Source organism: Kineosporia sp. NBRC 101731 (assembly GCF_030269305.1).
Taxonomy (GTDB): domain Bacteria; phylum Actinomycetota; class Actinomycetes; order Actinomycetales; family Kineosporiaceae; genus Kineosporia.
Genome location: NZ_BSTC01000012.1, coordinates 35,886 through 52,226 on the forward strand (window position 1 = coordinate 35,886; position 16,341 = coordinate 52,226).

The window sequence follows — 16,341 nt, forward strand, 5'->3', positions numbered from 1 at the left end:
CCGACCCCGGCACATCTGTAGGAATCTCGTCAGGATCACGGCCACCGGCGTCAAGAACATGTGAAGACGCCTTGCCCGGACACCGGCGATGGCGTGTGCTGACGGTATCTCAAGTCGAGTTTGTTCTCGATTCACGTTGCGAGAGAGTGAGACTCCGTGCAGCACCACCCGTTCTTCGAACACAGCGTCGTGTCCGGGCCCGTCGTTCCCCGCCACTGCCCGAACGGCCTGCCCGGCCTGATCAGAGACGTCGCGATCAGCCGACCGATGGCGATCGCCGCCTCGGACGACGTCTGTGACCTGACCTACCAGGAACTGGAGGTCTGGTCCGACACCGTGGCGCGGGCGCTGCGCGCGGCCGCCCCACCCGAGGTTCCGGTGATCGTTGCTTTTCCCCGCAGCATCGAACTCGTGGTGGCGTTGCTGGCCATCCTGAAGGCCGGCTTGCCCTACCTGACCGTCGACCCGGCGAGCCCGCACCAGCAGGTCCACCGCATCGTGCAGGAGGCCGGGAGCACCCTGGCCCTGGTCGGCCAGCACGTCCGGCAGGTCACGGCCACGCAAGGGTTGTCCACGATCGAGATCGACGCCCTGCGACCGGTCACGACGAACACCGACCTGGACCAGCTCCCCGCCGTCCAGGCCGCCCAGGCGGTCTACGCCCTGTTCACCCCGGGCCCTACCGGCGCCCTTCATGGCGTCCTCCTGCCCAGTCAGGCGTTGTGCAACCGCCTGCTATGGATGCGCGAAACCTACGGCGCCGGAGCCGAGGACAGGATCCTGCAGGCGAGTTCGATCACCTGCGAAGCCTCCACCTGGGAGCTGTGGCTGCCGCTGATCTCGGGCGGGACCTGCGTCTTCCTGACGCCCGAGGCGCACCCGAGCCCAGCCACCGTCACCCGCGTCATCATCGAACGACAGATCACCATGTGCTGTTTCATGCCACCGATGCTGGCTGAGTTCCTGAGCCGTCCCGAGGCAGCGCAGTGCTCCTCGTTGCGACACGTCTTCTACCGCGGTGGAACACTTTCGGCGGCGGCGTCCCACCGCTTCGCCTCCACCCTATGGGCTCGGCTGCACGGCTTGTCCGGCGTGGCCGAAGCCGCCGGCGACATCACCCACTGGAGCCATCCGGACCTGGCCGACACCGTTGACCCGCTCTCCCCTGCCTCGGTCGCGCTTGCCCCCGTTTCCCGTGCGCGACCGATCGACAACTGTGTGATGGCCGTCCTCGGCGCGAACGGACTGCCGGTCCCCCTCGGGCAGGAAGGAGAACTCCACATCGGAGGTCTTCCGCTGGCTCTGGGCTACCTCCACCGCCCTGACCTCACGACGGAGGCCTTCGTGAACGGGGTGAGTGGATCCCCGGCGCCCCGGTGGTACCGCACCGGCGATCGGGTGCGTCTACTCAACGGCGAACTGGAATACCTGGGCCGGATCAACGACTCCTCGACGAGCCCCACGGAAGAGCGCGTTGTGCGCACGCAACTGGTCTGATCGCGAAACCCGCGCCGACGGTCTCCGACGTCGCGTGCGACCTACCGTCGTCGCGTGCGACCTACCGTCCCGGATCAGCCATCGAACCCGGCGCTGGCGCCACCTTGACCGCAGTCCTCCCACCGGGCCAGCCACCGCCGGACGAAGCTCCTGGAGGTCCCCGGGACCTTGTGAGTCAACGGTGCCCGGATCGACCGGACACCTGCGCACCGGCCGGTGAGACACACGCTCTGCCCCTGCCAAGAAGTCCACGAGAGGAATTCATCATGCCCAGTTGCCTCAATGACGAACCCCACCAAGGCTATCCAGCGTGCGAATGCCCGCGATGCCTCGGCGCCCACATCGCGCCACCAGGGCTGACCCGCGCCCTTCGCCTCCTGCTCGTGTGCGGAAGCATCGTCCTGGGCATCGAACTCCTCTGGGCCGATCTGAGCGGCACCTGACCAAGCGGGCCGATGTGGTCCACGCAATACCGGATTCGCAGTGAAGGAGGCCGGTTGGCATCAACTCAGGTCAAGCACCATCAGACGGGGTCCAATGCCTCGTCAATGGTGTCCTGGTGGGCCTCATCAGTCATGACCGCGAACCATCCCCTTGTCGTCGCCGGGCATACGAACGTCGGTGGCCGCCGCGCTGCTGGCGCTGTCTCTGGGGCAGCGGCACAGGGCCTGCGCAGGACGAGGGGCCCCGGTGCATCAGCACCGGGGCCCCTGGGTTGAGGATCTGACACCATCTACCAGCCGTGAGACCGGTAGGTCATCGCTGCGTCAGCCGCCGAAAGCGGAGGCGGCGCAGGGATCGCGTAATCGAGACCGGAGACCACCTCTCTATCTGATGGGACTGCGGTAACCACCTTCAGCAGGAGCAAATCCGGCGAAGGCGGGCGATCGGACGGGTGAGCTCCTTGCCCTTCGTGATGCGCGGCTCTACAACAGCCAAGCTGCGTGGCCGGGCGGCCCCTCCATGCCCGGGGTCCCGACCTGTACTGCATCTTGCCTGGAGCCGGTGGCCGGGCGCCCCTCCGAACCTGGGGTCCCGACCGGTTATTCGTCTCGCTTTGTACTCCCGCGCAAGCAGTTCGTGTCTGCTGCGCCAGCTGACTCTTTGTTTCGACGACGGAAAAGTTAGCCCACCCGCGAAGAGATGTCTAGTCCAGCGGGCACAGATTTTCTGACCCCCCGGGAGGACCTCCGGGATCGGAACAAACTGGCAGGTCGGAGCTCTCCAGCAGGCGCTGCGCCCGGCACATCCGCTCGATCTGCAGCCACTTCGTCGGTGACATGGCGCACTCGCGCCTGTCCCGCACCCGCTCTGCCATCGCCGCCCCTCTCACACCTGCACCAACCGTGAGAGCCGGCCCCGGGCCCGCAACCCGGTCAGGACTGGGGCGACGTCGTCCTACTCGTTGGGTCGTCCTACTCGTTGGGCAGAGCCCCGTCATGGATCTTGCACCCGGACGGATCCAGCGCATAGGCGCGGTGGTCAGTTTGACCGACGTCGACCCCACGCGGCTCAGTGGTCCGCAGGGGTTGTCGCCATGCCCAGGGTGACGGCAACGGTGCGCATCTCATGGCCAAAGGAGGGTGCGGGGTCGCTGATGATGTCGCGCCGGTGCCCGAAAACTTCGAAGGACAGCGCCCCGAACAGGTGGGTCCAGGCCATCAGTCCGCGAACCATCATTTCGTCAGGGATACCGGGGAGGCGACTTCTCTCGCACCGGCGACAGGGCCCGTCGTACGTCGTCGCTGATCGGCAGCTGCCCGATCAGGTCGTACTCGCCCGTGCCCACCATCTCGACGAGCAGGCCGGTCAGCAGAGCCGGCACTCGTGAGGCCGGTCCGACGGCGTCTGCGGAAGCCTCGAATTCCGGCACCGGGGTGCCGAAAATGAGGGAGCACTCCTGCGGATGATCGAGCGACCAGTCCCGCACTCCGTGGCAAATGGCCATCCTGCGCTCCAGGACTGACCGCTGCTGCGCCCGGGCCAGGGCTTGTTCCGCCGCTGCCCCGAGATCGTCGTGGGCGTCGATGATCAGCGCCGCGAGGATGGCCCCCTTGCTGGGAAAGTACCGATAGAGGCGCCCGCGAGTCCGTACGAGCGCGATTGGTCGGCGTGGCGGCGGCCGCCCTATCTGGCGGTCATGGTGCACCTGACCTGGCAGGCGCTGCGGGGTCAGTCCGTCGTTCATCCCGACCAGCAGACGCTGCAAGCTGCCGCCTGCTTGCTGGCCGCATCCGTGCTGGGTGTCGTCTGGTCCGTCCGCGCCGCCCGGCCTTAGCGAAACCCGTTCCGGGTAGACGTGGTTCAGGACACGACGTTGCGGCTGCACCTGGGGTGGCCGGTCCCATACCCCCTACAAGATCGGCAGGATAGTCGGCTCCTTGTCACTTCGGCGGCGCCGAGAACGGGAAACTGTCCACTCTCTCTCAGAGCGGTCGCAACATCCAACCCTTGACACTTCGGTATACCCACAGATGGAACTGGTCCTTCGGATTCTCCGGTATCCCGAAGGTTGCCGATTCCTTCTCACGGTGAGCCAGGGAGCCGAGCAGGTCGGCGCGATCGTCGAGGCTGGCCCTCACCCATGCTTGTGCAGTCTCGACGAAGGCCACGCAGGCGGGCGGGAGTTGCTCCGCGTCCGAGGCATCGATGCCGTACTGCGCGTACTTCTCGCGCTGCTCCTCGGTGAGATCGGTCCACCAGGTCAAGCCAGTCAGATCAACGTCCATGTCAGGCACCGTAATTGCCTACTGACCAGTCTGCTGATCCCGACACCTCGAAGAGAAAGGTTCACAGATGCACTGTGCAGAGCCAGGGCGCCGGCGGAGGAAGCCGCGTACCGGGTTTGCCGTACGCACCTGTGTGGTTCCAACTGTCGGTGCGCCCGCACAGCACCGGGAGCAAACGCCTACCTACACCGAACCTCCGTCCCGTTCGGGACACCCGGACGAGAGCATCGTCGCAGTTCAGAGGAAGCCCTTCTCCTATTTCAGGCTTCACCCACACAGCTAATCGGTGGATGAGAGATCAGGCGACACAGCATCACGGCATGAACATCAGCATGACATTGCCGCGTTCCCGCGGATCACCCTAAACCTATCTACAGCAACCCATCTGGTGAGAATCCGCCTCATGAGACGCCATCAAGGACTTACTCGCGTTCCTTCGTCCGGCCTTCCCCTCGCCCGTAACCCCTGAATGGAAAAGGGGTTACGGGCGCTGCCTTGATCCTCGTGCGGATATTCCGTCGCAAGAACGTCGTCCACGGTCAGCAGACAAGCGCGGCCTATGGGGCGGTGATGACGCTCATGCCGGCCGACGGATCCGGGATGAGTTGTTGCGGGTCAGATCGCCGTGCTGCTCGAGGACCCGGTTCGGTCCCCCGGGTCGAGATCCTCGCCCTGACGGGGATCAGGAGCCGGGGTGGTGCCGCGCGTGCTGTGCAAGCTCCACAGGATCGAGACCGTGATCACCGTGACGATGACGCTGAGAGTGAGGGGAATGGGCAGTTTGCCCACGGGGGTCTCGGACAGGATCAGCTTCAGCCCGGCGAAGGCCAGCAGCACGGCCAGGCCGTAGTGAAGGTGCACGAAGCGGCGCAGCAACCCCGCCAGGCAGAAGTACAGGCTGCGCAGGCCCAGGATGGCGAAGGCGTTGGCGCTCCAGACGATGAAGGTGCTGGTGGTGATGGCCAGGATCGCGGCCACGGAGTCGATGGCGAAGATGATGTCGGTGGCCTCGATCGCGATCAGGACCACGAACAGCAAGGTGGCCACGCGCTTGCCGTCGATCCGGATGAAGAACTTGTCGCCGTGATATCCCGGGTCAGTCGGGATCAGCTTGCCGGCCAGGCGGACGACGGGGTTGCGGTCGGGAGGGGTCTGGTCGCCGTGGCTGAAGGCCATCTTGTAGCCGGTGTAGATGAGGAACGCGCCGAACACGTAGGCGCTCCAGAAGAAGGTCTCCAGCAGCTCGGCACCGACGAAGATGAACACCAGCCGGAAAGCCAAGGCGCTGATGACGCCCCAGAACAGCACCTTGTGCTGCAGGGAGGCGGGCACGGCGAAGTAGGTGAAGATCAGGGCGAAGACGAAGACGTTGTCGATCGACAGCGCCTTCTCGATCAGGTAGCCGGCGAAGTACGTACCGGCCACGTCACCGCCCTGCCAGAGCCACAGGACGCCGCCGAACAGCAGTCCGGCGGCGATCCACACGCCAGACCAGATCGCGGCCTCGCGGAAGCCGATGACGTGGTTGTCGCGATGCAGGAACAGATCGATGGCCAGCATCGCCGCGATGGCCAGCATGAGGACAGCCCAGACCCACCAGGACACGGACATAGCGAAGAAAGACCTTTCGTCCCAGCCGAAACCATCGATGCGATAGGTAGGTTCGGCGCTGCTGGACGAAGGTCTCCCCGGGCCACTGCACGAGTGGCTGCACCGCCGGGAACCGGATGGGCCGGGCCCGTAGTGACGGCGATGCGTGGATCGTCGGGTACTCCCCCTCGAACTACGAACAATGATTCACGAACTAGCGTTCGCATGTCAAGCGTCCGGCACTCACATGCGATGCTGAATTCGTGTTCTGTGGTGCGTATATTGAGAGGTGACGTCCAAACTCTCCCAACGGAGGCACCGCATGTCCCCCGCAGCCCACCCGGCCACCACACCGCGGGCGCAGACATGGACGTTCCTGACCAACCATGCGCACGTCCTGCTGGCCATTGCCCGCGAGCCGACCGCCCGGCTACGCGACATTGCCGCATCTGCCGGCATCACCGAACGCGCCGTACAGGCGATCGTGGCCGACCTCGAAGCAGCCGGTTACCTGCACCGCGAACGCGTGGGACGCCGCAGCGAGTACACCATCAACACCGCCGGCAGTTTCCGGCACCCCGCCGAGGCCGACCACCACATCGGCGACCTCATCGCCCTGTTCACCAGCACGCAGGAGCACTGATCGTTCCTCCATCCACCACCAGGGAAACAACAGTTGCCCGAGTTGGTGACGGCACACCCGTAGCGGCTACCCGGACATCCGGGTGACGCTGCGGCGGCACCACCTCACCGAGCACCGTCCGGATCGCAGATGACGGCCAGGGGAGGTACCGCCCGGTCGACCCGAGGCCGTCCGCCCCCCGGTGCTGCCGAGTGGGAGCAGACCACCTGCGCCTGGTTGCTCGACGTGTGCCAGCCCGACGTCCGAAGCTATCCGGCGCTGAGAGGTCCCGGGTTGGTGTCAACGGGAATCAGGTCGATGGTCGGCATTCCGACGTTGCGTATACCCAGGAGCCGGGTATTGGCCCACATGATCGGTCGGATCAGGGTGTCTACGACGATCAGGAAACACACCGTGCCGACTCCCACCGGACCACCCATCAGCCAGCCGGAGATCAGCAGCGTCCCTTCCATCGACATCTTGGCAATCCAGAACGGCCAGCGCCACTTCTCCACCATGCCGATGGCAACCAGATCCATCGCCCGAATGCCCACCCCACTCATGATGATCATCGCCGAGGCGTAGGCGCACAGTGCCGCCGCCACCAGCATGACGGTCACATGCGGAAGGGGCAGATGACGCCCAGGATCGGCCGCCAGCAACAGGTCGATCATGCTGCCGCAGAAGAAGAAGGTCACCAGCGGGGACAGAATCGGCCGGCGCCGGTACCAAGCAGCCCAGATAAAGATACAGAGCACGGCGATGATCGCCTGGGCAATGCCCACGGTGAGCGGTACGTGTTTCAACAGGCCGAGGGCAAACACGTCAAGCGGATCCGTGCCCAGATCGGCATAGATAAACAGGTAAGCGCCGAGGGAGAAGAGCGCGCAACCATATAGATACTTCACGTACTGGGAGGTGGAGAACATGGACCATGGGCGAGCGCTCGTCAATCTTCCCACGAACAAAGCAGGCACTGGTGACCTCCTCAATCATGACTGTTCAGAACAGATGATTTCCTCACTGGACGTCCGTCCGAGAACGGCACCAAGACGTCTCGGCATCCGTGCAGGGCAATGCGCGCGTGACCGGGGAAACCATTTCCGGGAAGGATCGATCAGGGCACGCCCGTCATCGCACAACAGATCTGTGTGCTGGTTTCCATCGGGCCGCTGAAGTTTTGGTCAGGGCGTTGCGACAGAACACCGGTAGTACGCCGGGCCTTGCTGCCGGTCAGGGCGCCGAAGGGGAAGAGCCGACCGTGGCAGACGAGTGCCCGGAGGTCGGCACCCGCGCTCGGCGGTCACGACTCTGCTCAGGACACTGATGGGGCTGCGGTGGCCATTGCTCACGACGACATCGGGCACCTGGGTTTCCGGTCATGGTTCCCCCGTTCACGGGCACGCGCCAGCAGCCGACTCGCCATCAACGATAAGTCATTATTGCGGCATTTGTGAAAAATTTTGAGTGCGCGCCGAAGTCGTTCCCCGCGACGAGGTCGCCCCCCGGCCAGTCGGGTGGCCCTCTTCGGACATCCCTCAACCTGCGTACTCCTCGATCGCGGCCTGGGGCCGCTGCTGCCCACGACCGGAACGCTGCCCTCCGGTTGGCAAGCCAGGCTGTACTCATTGCTGGAGCACGTCTGCGCGGGTCTCGTCACGCCCCTGTGCGTGGTCAGCAGAGCATCGAATGTGACGGCATCCCCCTTCATCTCCCCAGGTTGCCGGAGCCGCTTGAAATAAGTTGCCTCGGTGGTCTTTCCACCGACCGGGATCCGCTCCGCCAGGCGCCCACCGTGGTGTGTGAGCCCCGGGCCGGTGCACCCGTTGGCCGTCCGCGTCCCGTGATCCCCATAGGTTTCTAGCTGTCGACCGCGATACCCCCAATCCGGCATCGAGTTCCGCAGCGGGTTCGGGACCGGGGTCAGTAGTGGGCCGCATGGCCGGAAAGGCCAGCGATAGTTACTCGGGCGCAATGCGATCCAGCTCGCGTCCCCACATGGGATGAGCCGTGTCAGCACGCCCATCGGGCAGGGCGCGCGAAACGCCCCAATCTGGACATGCGCCGTTGTCTCACACACCAGAAGATCGTGACCATGCGTATATGGCTCGTCGGAGCACCCCGCTGGAAGATTGCACTGGTCCAGGGAACCTTTTTCGGGACCTGCATGGCGATCTTCGCGTTCTTCAACTCCAGCGGCCCCGAAGAGGGTGCGGCCCGTTTCATCGGCCCCGTGGTCGGGGGCGTGGTCGCAGGTGTGTTCTTCGGTCTCTTCATGAGCCACTTCATCACGAACATGAACAGCGACCTGATCAGCGCAGCCGGGTTGAACGATCCTCAGGAGCTGCGCGAGGCCATCCGCGCCAGCCGCCGGGGCCCCGTTCCGGCCGACCCCCGCATTCGTCAGGCCGCCCTCCGGGTGGCCCGGCATCATCTCAGTGTGGTCGAGCGCCAACGCATCAGTTCGCCGGCCCTCTTCGGCGTGTTCGTTCTTGGCTACATAGCGATGGCGTTCCTGCTGTCGCCCTGGTGGTTGGTCGCAGCGGCCTTCTTCGCGGCCATGCTGGTCTACACCGTGATTCAGCCCAACCACCTGGCCCGCCGCATCGTCGACCTGGACACCACCGACAACGCACCGGACCGGCACGGCAACGAGCAGGTCAGTCCGTGAGATCTCGCCTGATCACGGCCCCGTGGTGGGTGCTTGCGCTGATCGTGGGGACGCCGGTCAGTGCCTTCCTGGCATTGTTCCTCCACCTGACCGATCCCTATCTTGATTTTCCCGGAGTCCTTTTCGCCCTTCCGGCCGGCGCGATCGTCGGCCTGGCGGTGGGCCGGCTCACGGCCGAGACGAACGCTCAGACCATGGAGGTCGCCGCCCTCGACAACCAGGACGAGCTGGCCCAGGCTCTCCGAGCCAGTCGGCGCGGCCCGGTGCCCACCGACCCCCGGATCCGGCAGGCCGCCCACCGACTGGCGGTGCTGCACCTCAGCCGGTTCAAGCGGCAGCAAACAAGCGCCGCCTGGACCTTCGTGCCGCTGTGCATGCTCTACACCGGACTGGCCATCAACTCATCACCGTGGTGGTTGCTGGCCCTGGCCTTCTTCGCGCTCATGCTGGCCCTGAATCGCGTACTGCCGACCCGAACGGCCCGCCGCATCATTGAACTCGCCCCCACGAACGACGAACACGACACCGGTCAGGCCGTCCGGTGAAGAACCGCCTCATCACCGCGCCTACCCAGCAACCGCTCCAGCCGACACCTAGCGCCGTCAAAGACCGGAGCGCACACCCTCCTGCGGAAGCAGAGCCGATCGCAGGTCCTCCCGCCAGGCCCCCGCTTCCCGATCGAAAACACCGAAGTCGGTAGTGAAATCCCAAAAGATCCAGCCCAGACCCAGGCGCTCACACTCAGCACGGACCCAACCGGCCCAGGCCACCCGATCCGCCTGCGGCGCCCTCTCATACGCGCCGAACTCCCCGACGACCAGCCGATGACCCAACTCCCGGGCGCGCTCGGCCGCCCTGGTCAGATCCTGGGTCACAGCCAGACGGGCCGCGTGCCCCGGTTCTCCCGGCCAGCGAGTCCCGACCCAGGCATCCGCACCCTTCTCCCAGAACGCGCCCTGGTGCGTGAACGCGAACGGCTCGTAATAGTGCACGCTGAGGACGAGATGGGGATCCTCCGGCACAACGAGCTCCAGCAGACCCTCCACGGAGTTCATCCGGGCCCCACCGACGATCACGGTCCGGGTCGCGTCCTGGGCACGGACCGCCGCGAGCGCCTGAGGAAGGAGCTGGTTCCACTCCCCCGGGGTCAGCGCGTCACGTGGCTCGTTCAGCAGGTCGAACGCCAGATGGGGAACGCCCGCGTACTCCTGGGAAATGCGTTCCCACAACTGTATGAGTCGCTGCGCCGCACCGGGTTCGCCCGTCATCAGGCCATCCGCGTGGTGCATCGAGAGCACCACCGACAGATCGCGTTCCACCGCCAGGTCGACCACCGACCGCGCGGTCTCGTCCAAGGCGCCGGGCTCGTGTCCCCACCACCGCACCGGCAACCGGACGGTGTCGAAGCCGGCTCCGGCGATCAGGTCCAGGTGCTCCGGGAGCAACGGCCACCCCGGGAAGACGCCGTCTCGAGCGTCCAGCAGACCACCCAGGTTCACGCCTCTGATCTGTCCCCATTCATCCATGAGGAAGACCCTACGGGCGTGCCCGGTAGGTGGCCTCGCGCGCGATCGGTGATGTCCCGACACGGACCCCAACGCTTCATAGTCGCAGCATGCGACTGAGTCTCACTCGCGGGTACCATGAACCATGGCTGCACAGACACGATCCGGAACGGCGTCGGCGAACCGGGCGCCGGCCGAGTCGCTGCGCGAGCGCCGACGCCGTCAGACGACGGACGAGATCAGCGCCGTGGCCCTGCGCCTGTTCGACGCGCGTGGTTTTTCCGAGACGACCGTGGATGACATCGCGAGCGAAGCCGGGGTGTCACGGGCGACCTTCTTCCGCTACTTCCGGTCGAAAGAAGAGGCAGCGCTGCATGAACTGATCGATCTGTCCGGTGCCATGGACCGGCGCTCCCGGGCGTCCTCGGCCGTCGCACCGACCCTTCCCGCGCTCACCGAGTGCACCGCAGATCTTCTCGCCCGGGTGACGCCGCAGCAGATGGCTCACTACGCCGTCCTGCGCAAGCTGATCGAGCGCGAAGACGCGTTACGCCAGGCCGCCGACGCTCATGCCCATGCCCTGGCAGAGAGAATCCGTTCCCGGTTGCTCGCGACGGAACAGGGCCATGACCGGCTCGCCACCCGCGTGCTCGCGGAGACGACGGTCGCCCTGCTGCAGGCCACCCTCGATGAGTGGGTGGACTCCCCCGAGTCCGATCTGGTGGCCCTGTACCGCGACGCTGTCGAGAGGTTGCGTCGCTGTGCGGCGCATCCGTAGGAACAGCGCAGCTGTCAGCGCCTGATCTCCGGCGAAAGATGCTGTCCCACACGGTCGACCAGCATCGTCATCTCGTAGCCGACCAGGCCGATGTCCGAGGTCGGCGCGGCCAGCACACCCAGCCACGAACCGTCGGAGACAGCCATCAGCAGCAGGAACCCGCCCTGCATCTCGACGACTGTCTGAATCACTGTTCCTGCCGCGAAGAGCATCGAGGCGCCGTTGGTGAGGCTGCCCAGGCCGGAGGCCACCGCGGAGAGCTGGTCGGCGCGATCGCGTGGCAGTCCTGCTGAACTCGCCAGCAGAAGGCCGTCGGAGGAGACCAGGGCCGCATGCGACACGCCTGGTACCCGCTGTGCGAACCCGTCGACCAACCAGGTGACGTCGGTGCTCGCGTTCACTGGTCCGCTCCTTGCTCTGTGTCGGTGCTGATGAAAAGGCTTGCCCCGCGGGAACTGAACGCGGACGTCGGGTTTGACGTCGTCCTGATCCGGCGGGCGTTGGTCAGGCCGCGCTGGTAGCTGCCCAGGCGGCGGCGCATGAGCGCGGCCTCAGCGATCGGGTCTCGCTCGCCCACCGGAGCGAACCGGTCGGGCCACAGGTTGGCCCTGACCTCGCCGGCCCGCGAACCCTCACCGGATTCGTCTGTCTCCAGGACCGAGGCGACGCGGGGGCTCGGGAGCCGGTGTCCGCGCCCACCGGAGGGCCGCTCATGCTCAGGCTGGTTGCTCATGCTCAACTCACCCTTCTCGACCGAGATCGAGGGGCGCCCTGCGCGCCGCGTCCATCATGCGTCGTCCATCCTGGAGTCAGAGTCGCAAAATGCGACTAAGTCTCAGAAGACTACTATGGACCGGGGCCAAGACGCTCTCCGTCGCACAAGAATCTCCCAGCGCCCTGCGCGCGTCCGAAAACACCTACGCTCGATCTGACCCCAGCAGGGCCGGCACCCACCTCACCCGGACACCGGCGCCGGTCATGTCGGTGTTGCTGATGGATGCTGGCTCATACGGTGACCACGAAGACCACCGCCGGCCCCCGGTGAGGCCCTCGACTCAGGACGACAGGCTACGGGCCAGGTCGAGCACCGCATCCTGCGCAGGCCGCGGCTTCCACCCCAGCAGATCCTGAGCTTTCTGGCTGGAGGCCTCGCGGGCGACTCCGAGCTCCGGAACCGCCAGCGCGGCGCGGGGGTTGACGCGCGCGGCCAGCCGCACCGCCCAGTCCGGCATCGTCCGGGTCGGCACCCGCGCAGCCGCCTCCCCCAGGTTCTCCCGCATCAGGGCGGCGATCTGCGGCAGGGTCAAGGTGCCCGCCGCGGCCAGGAAACGTTCACCGGCCGCCGCTGGATCGATCATGGCCCGCACGTGCAGGTCCGCGACGTCGCGCACGTCGACCACACCGATCGTCATCTTCGGTAGCGCCGGCAGGGCACCCTTCAGCAGGCTGTCGATCAGGCCGGCCCACAGCGAGAGGTCCGGGCCCAGGGCCGGCCCGAACACGGCGACCGGGTTCACCACCGCCAGTTCCATACTTTCTTTGCGGACGAAGTCCCAGGCGGCGCGCTCGGCGGCCAGTTTGGACTTCGGGTAGGCGGCCATTTCCTCGCCGTCCGGGTTGCTCCAGTCCGCTTCGGTGAACATCCGCTGTTGTCCGTGGCCGTATTTGACGGCGGCGAAGGACGAGGTCAGGACCGTCCGCTTCACCCCGGCCTCCCGCGCGGCCTGCAGCACCCGCAGCGCCCCCTGCCGGGCCGGCTCGATCACCTCGTCCTCGTGCCGGGGTTTGGCCTGCGGCACCGGGGAGGCCACGTGCAGCACGTAGTCGCATCCTGCTGCTGCCTGCGCCCAGCCGTCGTCGGCCATCAGGTCGGCCACCGCGAACGACAGGGCCGGGCCGTCCTCCCCCGTCATCGCCCGGACATCGGCCTCCCGCTGCGGCGAGCGCACCGTCGTTCGGACGCGAAAACCCTCGTGCAGCAACCGTGCGACACAGTGGGCACCCACGAATCCGGTCCCGCCGGTCACCAGTACCAGTTCCCCGCTCACATCTGCCTCCATCTGCCCCGGAAGCCACAAATGGTATGGGTAGCGACAGCAGGAAAGGACCACGGTCACCGCGGTCCTGGGCGGCAGTCAGCGTCACCTGGACGGCGGACCTCACCGCGTCGGCGACGGCCTTGAAAGAGATTCTCAGTCGAGCCCTTTGCGGCCCGGCGCCCAGTACGGCTTGGTGAGGACGTTGCGGCGGGGCCAGGAGCGTTCCTCGACGAGGTGGCGGCGGATCATCTGGATCGTGCGGGCCTCACCGGCCAGGTAGGCGATCCCGGGCTCGGCGGGCAGGTCCAGGTCGCGCACGGCCTGGACCAGGGTCTCGGACGAGGCTGCCGGGCGTCCCTGCCGATACGACCAGCCGACATCGGCTCGGCGGGGAAGGTCGAGGTGCTCGGCGGGGGTGTCGACCTCCAGCCGGACGAAGACCGGGGCATCCTCGGGCAGTGCCGCCAGCATCGGCCCGAACGAGGCCTGGGCCGTCTCCTCCCCGGCGAACAGGTGATAGGCCGCGGGGCGGATGGTGAAAGTTCCCTGGGGTTTGAGCAGCATGACCTCCTCGCCCGGCCGAACGGTGCGGGCCCACCGGGCTCCGGGACCGTCCCCATGGTCGAACACGACCAGGTCCAGGCCCTGAGCATCGAGGTTCCACACGGTGTAGGTGCGCAGTGTGCCCAGAACCCAGTCCAGACCGGTGGGACCGTCGGCCACCTGCAGCCGCACGTGCTGACCGGCAACCCAGCTCAGGCCCGACAGGTCCGGGCCCGCCAGGGTCACCCGGCGTAGCCGGGGCGCCACCGGTTCGACGGCCTGGACCCGGACGGACAGCAAAAGTCGTTCGAGAAGGCGGTGTTTCACGGTCAGATCCCCTGGATGGCTGATCGGTGGTCGCGACTCACCCTAGGCCGGTCAGGGTGCGAATAGCGGACAGGCAATAACGCGCACACGCCACGTCCGCGCGGCACCGGCCACTGGTGCCCCAGGATCGGGGCATGCGGCACGAAGCACCTGCGACAACGGGGCCACCCGACTCACCGATCCTGAGCATCCAGCGCGGCCACACCCGCGACATTCCCTCCGGGCTGCCGACCCATGCCCATCCCGAGCCGATGCTCATGAGCAGCGCGGGCGCGACGGTGCTGGGCTCGGTCGGCGCCCGCGACTGGCTGATCCCGCCGGGTTACGGACTGTGGATCCCGGGCGGCTACGAGCACGGCGGCGCCGTGCTGCACCACGGCGAGCTGTCGATCCTGCACCTGGACGCCGAGCGCTGCCCGATCACCTGGACCGAGCCGACCGGGGTCACCGTCGGGCCGCTGCTGCGCGAGCTCATCACCCACCTGCTGCGGATCGCGGCGCACGACCCCAGCCGCCGCTCCAGCGAGACCCTGCTGTTCGACCTGCTGACGCCGCTGAGCACCCACGACATCCAGGTGGCCGTGCCGGCCGACCCGCGGGTGAGCGTCATCGCCGAGCGCCTCCTGGCCCACCCGGACGACCAGCGGGAACTGAGCGACTGGGCGGACGAGGTGCACACCAGCGTCCGTACGCTGTCGCGTCTGTTCCCGGTCGAGACCGGCCTGACGTTCGCGGCCTGGCGCACCCAGGTGCGCATCCGCGCGGCCATCCAGCTCCTGGGCCGGGGAACATCCGTCAACGCCACCGCCCGCGCCGTCGGCTACCGCCACCCCAGCGCGTTCATCACCGCGTTCCGCCGCGTCACCGGGCACACCCCAGGCACCTACAACAGCGCCGACGTCGTCCGCCCGTAGCGCCGGCGCCCCTGCGCGAGAGCCAACAGGGCTCTCCCCCGGCCGACATCGACGGGGGCGCCCTCGGCGATCCCCGGTCCGCTGCGCCAGCGCCTGCCTTCGGCAACGGCGATGCCCACACATGGGGGACGCGTCGCACGGCACCTCTCGCCCCGGTGGGCAAGAGATCGTTGAAAACGCCATCCGTGTGATGACGTATCTCCCTGACGCTGTGGCCGGGTTCAGGGCAGGCTGATCCCATCCGTTTCCCGAACAGACGAGGAACCTCGATATGAGCACCGTGGTCTCCGCCGACGGCACCCCGATCGCGTACTCGCACACCGGTTCCGGACCGGCCCTCGTCCTGGTCGACGGCGCCTTCGGACACCGCGCGTTCGGGCCGAACCCGGCCCTGGCCGCGCTGCTGGCCGCGGACTTCACGGTCTGGACCTACGACCGGCGCGGACGCGGTGGCAGCGGCAACCAGCTGCCGTTCGCCCCCGAGCGCGAGTACGAGGACCTGTCCGCCGTGGTGAAGGAAGCCGGCGGACAGGCGTGCGTCTACGGCATCTCCTCCGGTGCAGCGCTCGTGCTCGACGCCGTCGCCCACGGTGTGCCCGCCACCCGCGTGGCCGTGTTCGAGGCCCCGTTCCTCGTGGACGACTCCCGCCCGCCGGTACCCGCCGACCACCAGGAACAGCTGTCCGCCCTGCTGGCCCAGGACAAGCGGGGCGCGGTGGTGTCCTGGTTCATGCGCCGCGGCGTCGGCCTGTCCGCTCCCCTGGTCGCGTTCATGCACCTGCTGCCGGCCTGGCCGAAACTCAAGCGGCTGGCCCACACCGCACCCTACGACCTGGCCCACCTCGGCACCGCCGCCTACGGCCAGCCGCTCGACCCCTCCCGCTGGGCCGGGCTGCGGGTGCCGACCCTCGTCATCGACGGCGGCAAGAGCCCGGCCTCGATGCGCACGGCCATGGCCGCGCTCGCCCAAGCCCTGCCCGACGCCGCCTACGAGACCCTGCCGGGCCAGATGCACATCGTGAAACCTGCTGTGCTGGCACCGGTCCTGACCAGATTCTTCGTCAAGGGCGAGATCCGTCCCTGACCTGACCTGACCGGGACGGTCCGGGACGCCCCCGCGAACTCG

At 67.0% G+C, this 16,341-nt stretch carries 17 protein-coding genes; 7 read left to right on the forward strand and 10 right to left on the reverse strand.

Going from position 1 to position 16,341, the window contains the following annotated elements; all coding sequences use genetic code 11:
• Positions 1–156: 156 nt before the first annotated feature.
• Positions 157–1,497: an AMP-binding protein gene (locus QSK05_RS27195; RefSeq protein ID WP_285600191.1), complete on the forward strand. Its 1,341-nt coding sequence runs from the start codon at positions 157–159 to the stop codon at positions 1,495–1,497.
• Positions 1,498–3,009: 1,512 nt separating this feature from the next.
• Here QSK05_RS27195 and QSK05_RS27200 read toward each other — a convergent pair.
• The 4 genes from QSK05_RS27200 to QSK05_RS27215 all read right to left on the reverse strand — a co-directional run bounded on the left by QSK05_RS27200 (position 3,010) and on the right by QSK05_RS27215 (position 5,837).
• Positions 3,010–3,177 carry a hypothetical protein gene (locus tag QSK05_RS27200; protein ID WP_285600192.1) on the reverse strand — a complete coding sequence of 56 codons (168 nt, stop codon included), beginning with the start codon at positions 3,175–3,177 and terminating at the stop codon, positions 3,010–3,012.
• A 4-nt stretch (positions 3,178–3,181) separates the two neighbouring features.
• Complete coding sequence (locus QSK05_RS27205; RefSeq protein ID WP_285600193.1) at positions 3,182–3,685, reverse strand: TetR/AcrR family transcriptional regulator; 504 nt, start codon at positions 3,683–3,685, stop codon at positions 3,182–3,184.
• Between the two features lie 238 nt (positions 3,686–3,923).
• Positions 3,924–4,226 (reverse strand): hypothetical protein, encoded by a 303-nt coding sequence (locus QSK05_RS27210; RefSeq protein ID WP_285600194.1) that lies wholly within the window; start codon positions 4,224–4,226, stop codon positions 3,924–3,926.
• A 615-nt stretch (positions 4,227–4,841) separates the two neighbouring features.
• Positions 4,842–5,837: a TerC family protein gene (locus QSK05_RS27215; protein ID WP_285600195.1), complete on the reverse strand. Its 996-nt coding sequence runs from the start codon at positions 5,835–5,837 to the stop codon at positions 4,842–4,844.
• 301 nt (positions 5,838–6,138) lie between these two features.
• Here QSK05_RS27215 and QSK05_RS27220 point away from each other — a divergent pair, with 301 nt between their 5' ends.
• Positions 6,139–6,459, forward strand: coding sequence for a helix-turn-helix transcriptional regulator (locus tag QSK05_RS27220; protein ID WP_285600196.1), 321 nt, complete (start codon positions 6,139–6,141; stop codon positions 6,457–6,459).
• A 248-nt stretch (positions 6,460–6,707) separates the two neighbouring features.
• Here QSK05_RS27220 and QSK05_RS27225 read toward each other — a convergent pair whose 3' ends face one another.
• Entirely contained in the window at positions 6,708–7,367 is a 660-nt protein-coding gene (locus tag QSK05_RS27225) for a YczE/YyaS/YitT family protein (RefSeq protein ID WP_285600197.1), read from the reverse strand.
• 1,166 nt (positions 7,368–8,533) lie between these two features.
• Here QSK05_RS27225 and QSK05_RS27230 point away from each other — a divergent pair.
• Together QSK05_RS27230 and QSK05_RS27235 are read left to right on the forward strand one after the other, a co-directional pair.
• The gene (locus QSK05_RS27230; RefSeq protein ID WP_285600198.1) at positions 8,534–9,109 is read left to right on the forward strand and encodes a hypothetical protein; all 576 of its coding nucleotides are present in this window, start codon (positions 8,534–8,536) and stop codon (positions 9,107–9,109) included.
• The gene (locus QSK05_RS27235) at positions 9,106–9,654 is read left to right on the forward strand and encodes a hypothetical protein (RefSeq protein WP_285600199.1); all 549 of its coding nucleotides are present in this window, start codon (positions 9,106–9,108) and stop codon (positions 9,652–9,654) included. The genes QSK05_RS27230 and QSK05_RS27235 overlap by 4 nt, the downstream gene beginning before the upstream one ends.
• A 57-nt stretch (positions 9,655–9,711) precedes the next feature.
• On the opposite strand, the gene QSK05_RS27240 is transcribed toward QSK05_RS27235, so the two are convergent.
• Positions 9,712–10,635 (reverse strand): glycoside hydrolase family 5 protein, encoded by a 924-nt coding sequence (locus QSK05_RS27240; protein ID WP_285600200.1) that lies wholly within the window; start codon positions 10,633–10,635, stop codon positions 9,712–9,714.
• Positions 10,636–10,759: 124 nt separating this feature from the next.
• On the opposite strand from QSK05_RS27240, the gene QSK05_RS27245 reads away from it, so the two are divergent.
• On the forward strand, positions 10,760–11,392 hold the full coding sequence (locus QSK05_RS27245) for a TetR family transcriptional regulator (RefSeq protein WP_285600201.1): 633 nt from the start codon (positions 10,760–10,762) through the stop codon (positions 11,390–11,392).
• Positions 11,393–11,406: 14 nt separating this feature from the next.
• Here QSK05_RS27245 and QSK05_RS27250 read toward each other — a convergent pair whose 3' ends face one another.
• The 4 genes from QSK05_RS27250 to QSK05_RS27265 all read right to left on the reverse strand — a co-directional run bounded on the left by QSK05_RS27250 (position 11,407) and on the right by QSK05_RS27265 (position 14,301).
• Complete coding sequence (locus tag QSK05_RS27250; protein WP_285600202.1) at positions 11,407–11,793, reverse strand: roadblock/LC7 domain-containing protein; 387 nt, start codon at positions 11,791–11,793, stop codon at positions 11,407–11,409.
• Positions 11,790–12,125: a hypothetical protein gene (locus tag QSK05_RS27255; protein ID WP_285600203.1), complete on the reverse strand. Its 336-nt coding sequence runs from the start codon at positions 12,123–12,125 to the stop codon at positions 11,790–11,792. Before QSK05_RS27255 ends, QSK05_RS27250 begins: the two co-directional genes overlap by 4 nt.
• 322 nt (positions 12,126–12,447) lie before the next feature.
• A complete protein-coding gene (locus QSK05_RS27260) occupies positions 12,448–13,440 on the reverse strand; it encodes an SDR family oxidoreductase (protein WP_285600204.1) in 993 nt (330 codons plus the stop codon).
• A gap of 144 nt (positions 13,441–13,584) precedes the next feature.
• On the reverse strand, positions 13,585–14,301 hold the full coding sequence (locus QSK05_RS27265; protein WP_285600205.1) for a siderophore-interacting protein: 717 nt from the start codon (positions 14,299–14,301) through the stop codon (positions 13,585–13,587).
• Positions 14,302–14,435: 134 nt separating this feature from the next.
• Between QSK05_RS27265 and QSK05_RS27270 the strand changes: the two genes are divergently transcribed.
• Together QSK05_RS27270 and QSK05_RS27275 are read left to right on the forward strand one after the other, a co-directional pair.
• Positions 14,436–15,215, forward strand: a complete 780-nt coding sequence (locus tag QSK05_RS27270; protein WP_285600206.1) for a helix-turn-helix domain-containing protein — start codon at positions 14,436–14,438, stop codon at positions 15,213–15,215.
• Positions 15,216–15,486: 271 nt separating this feature from the next.
• Positions 15,487–16,299: an alpha/beta fold hydrolase gene (locus QSK05_RS27275; RefSeq protein WP_285600207.1), complete on the forward strand. Its 813-nt coding sequence runs from the start codon at positions 15,487–15,489 to the stop codon at positions 16,297–16,299.
• The last annotated feature ends 42 nt before the right edge of the window (positions 16,300–16,341 follow it).

Excerpts from the sequence above, each read along its gene's own strand:
- QSK05_RS27200 (WP_285600192.1), bottom strand. The coding sequence starts at position 3,177 with ATGATGGTTCGCGGACTGATGGCCTGGACCCACCTGTTCGGGGCGCTG.
- QSK05_RS27205 (WP_285600193.1), bottom strand. The coding sequence starts at position 3,685 with ATGAACGACGGACTGACCCCGCAGCGCCTGCCAGGTCAGGTGCACCAT.
- QSK05_RS27210 (WP_285600194.1), bottom strand. The coding sequence starts at position 4,226 with ATGGACGTTGATCTGACTGGCTTGACCTGGTGGACCGATCTCACCGAG.
- QSK05_RS27215 (WP_285600195.1), bottom strand. The coding sequence starts at position 5,837 with ATGTCCGTGTCCTGGTGGGTCTGGGCTGTCCTCATGCTGGCCATCGCG.
- QSK05_RS27220 (WP_285600196.1), top strand. The coding sequence starts at position 6,139 with ATGTCCCCCGCAGCCCACCCGGCCACCACACCGCGGGCGCAGACATGG.
- QSK05_RS27225 (WP_285600197.1), bottom strand. The coding sequence starts at position 7,367 with ATGTTCTCCACCTCCCAGTACGTGAAGTATCTATATGGTTGCGCGCTC.
- QSK05_RS27230 (WP_285600198.1), top strand. The coding sequence starts at position 8,534 with ATGCGTATATGGCTCGTCGGAGCACCCCGCTGGAAGATTGCACTGGTC.
- QSK05_RS27240 (WP_285600200.1), bottom strand. The coding sequence starts at position 10,635 with ATGGATGAATGGGGACAGATCAGAGGCGTGAACCTGGGTGGTCTGCTG.
- QSK05_RS27245 (WP_285600201.1), top strand. The coding sequence starts at position 10,760 with ATGGCTGCACAGACACGATCCGGAACGGCGTCGGCGAACCGGGCGCCG.
- QSK05_RS27255 (WP_285600203.1), bottom strand. The coding sequence starts at position 12,125 with ATGAGCAACCAGCCTGAGCATGAGCGGCCCTCCGGTGGGCGCGGACAC.
- QSK05_RS27270 (WP_285600206.1), top strand. The coding sequence starts at position 14,436 with ATGCGGCACGAAGCACCTGCGACAACGGGGCCACCCGACTCACCGATC.
- QSK05_RS27275 (WP_285600207.1), top strand. The coding sequence starts at position 15,487 with ATGAGCACCGTGGTCTCCGCCGACGGCACCCCGATCGCGTACTCGCAC.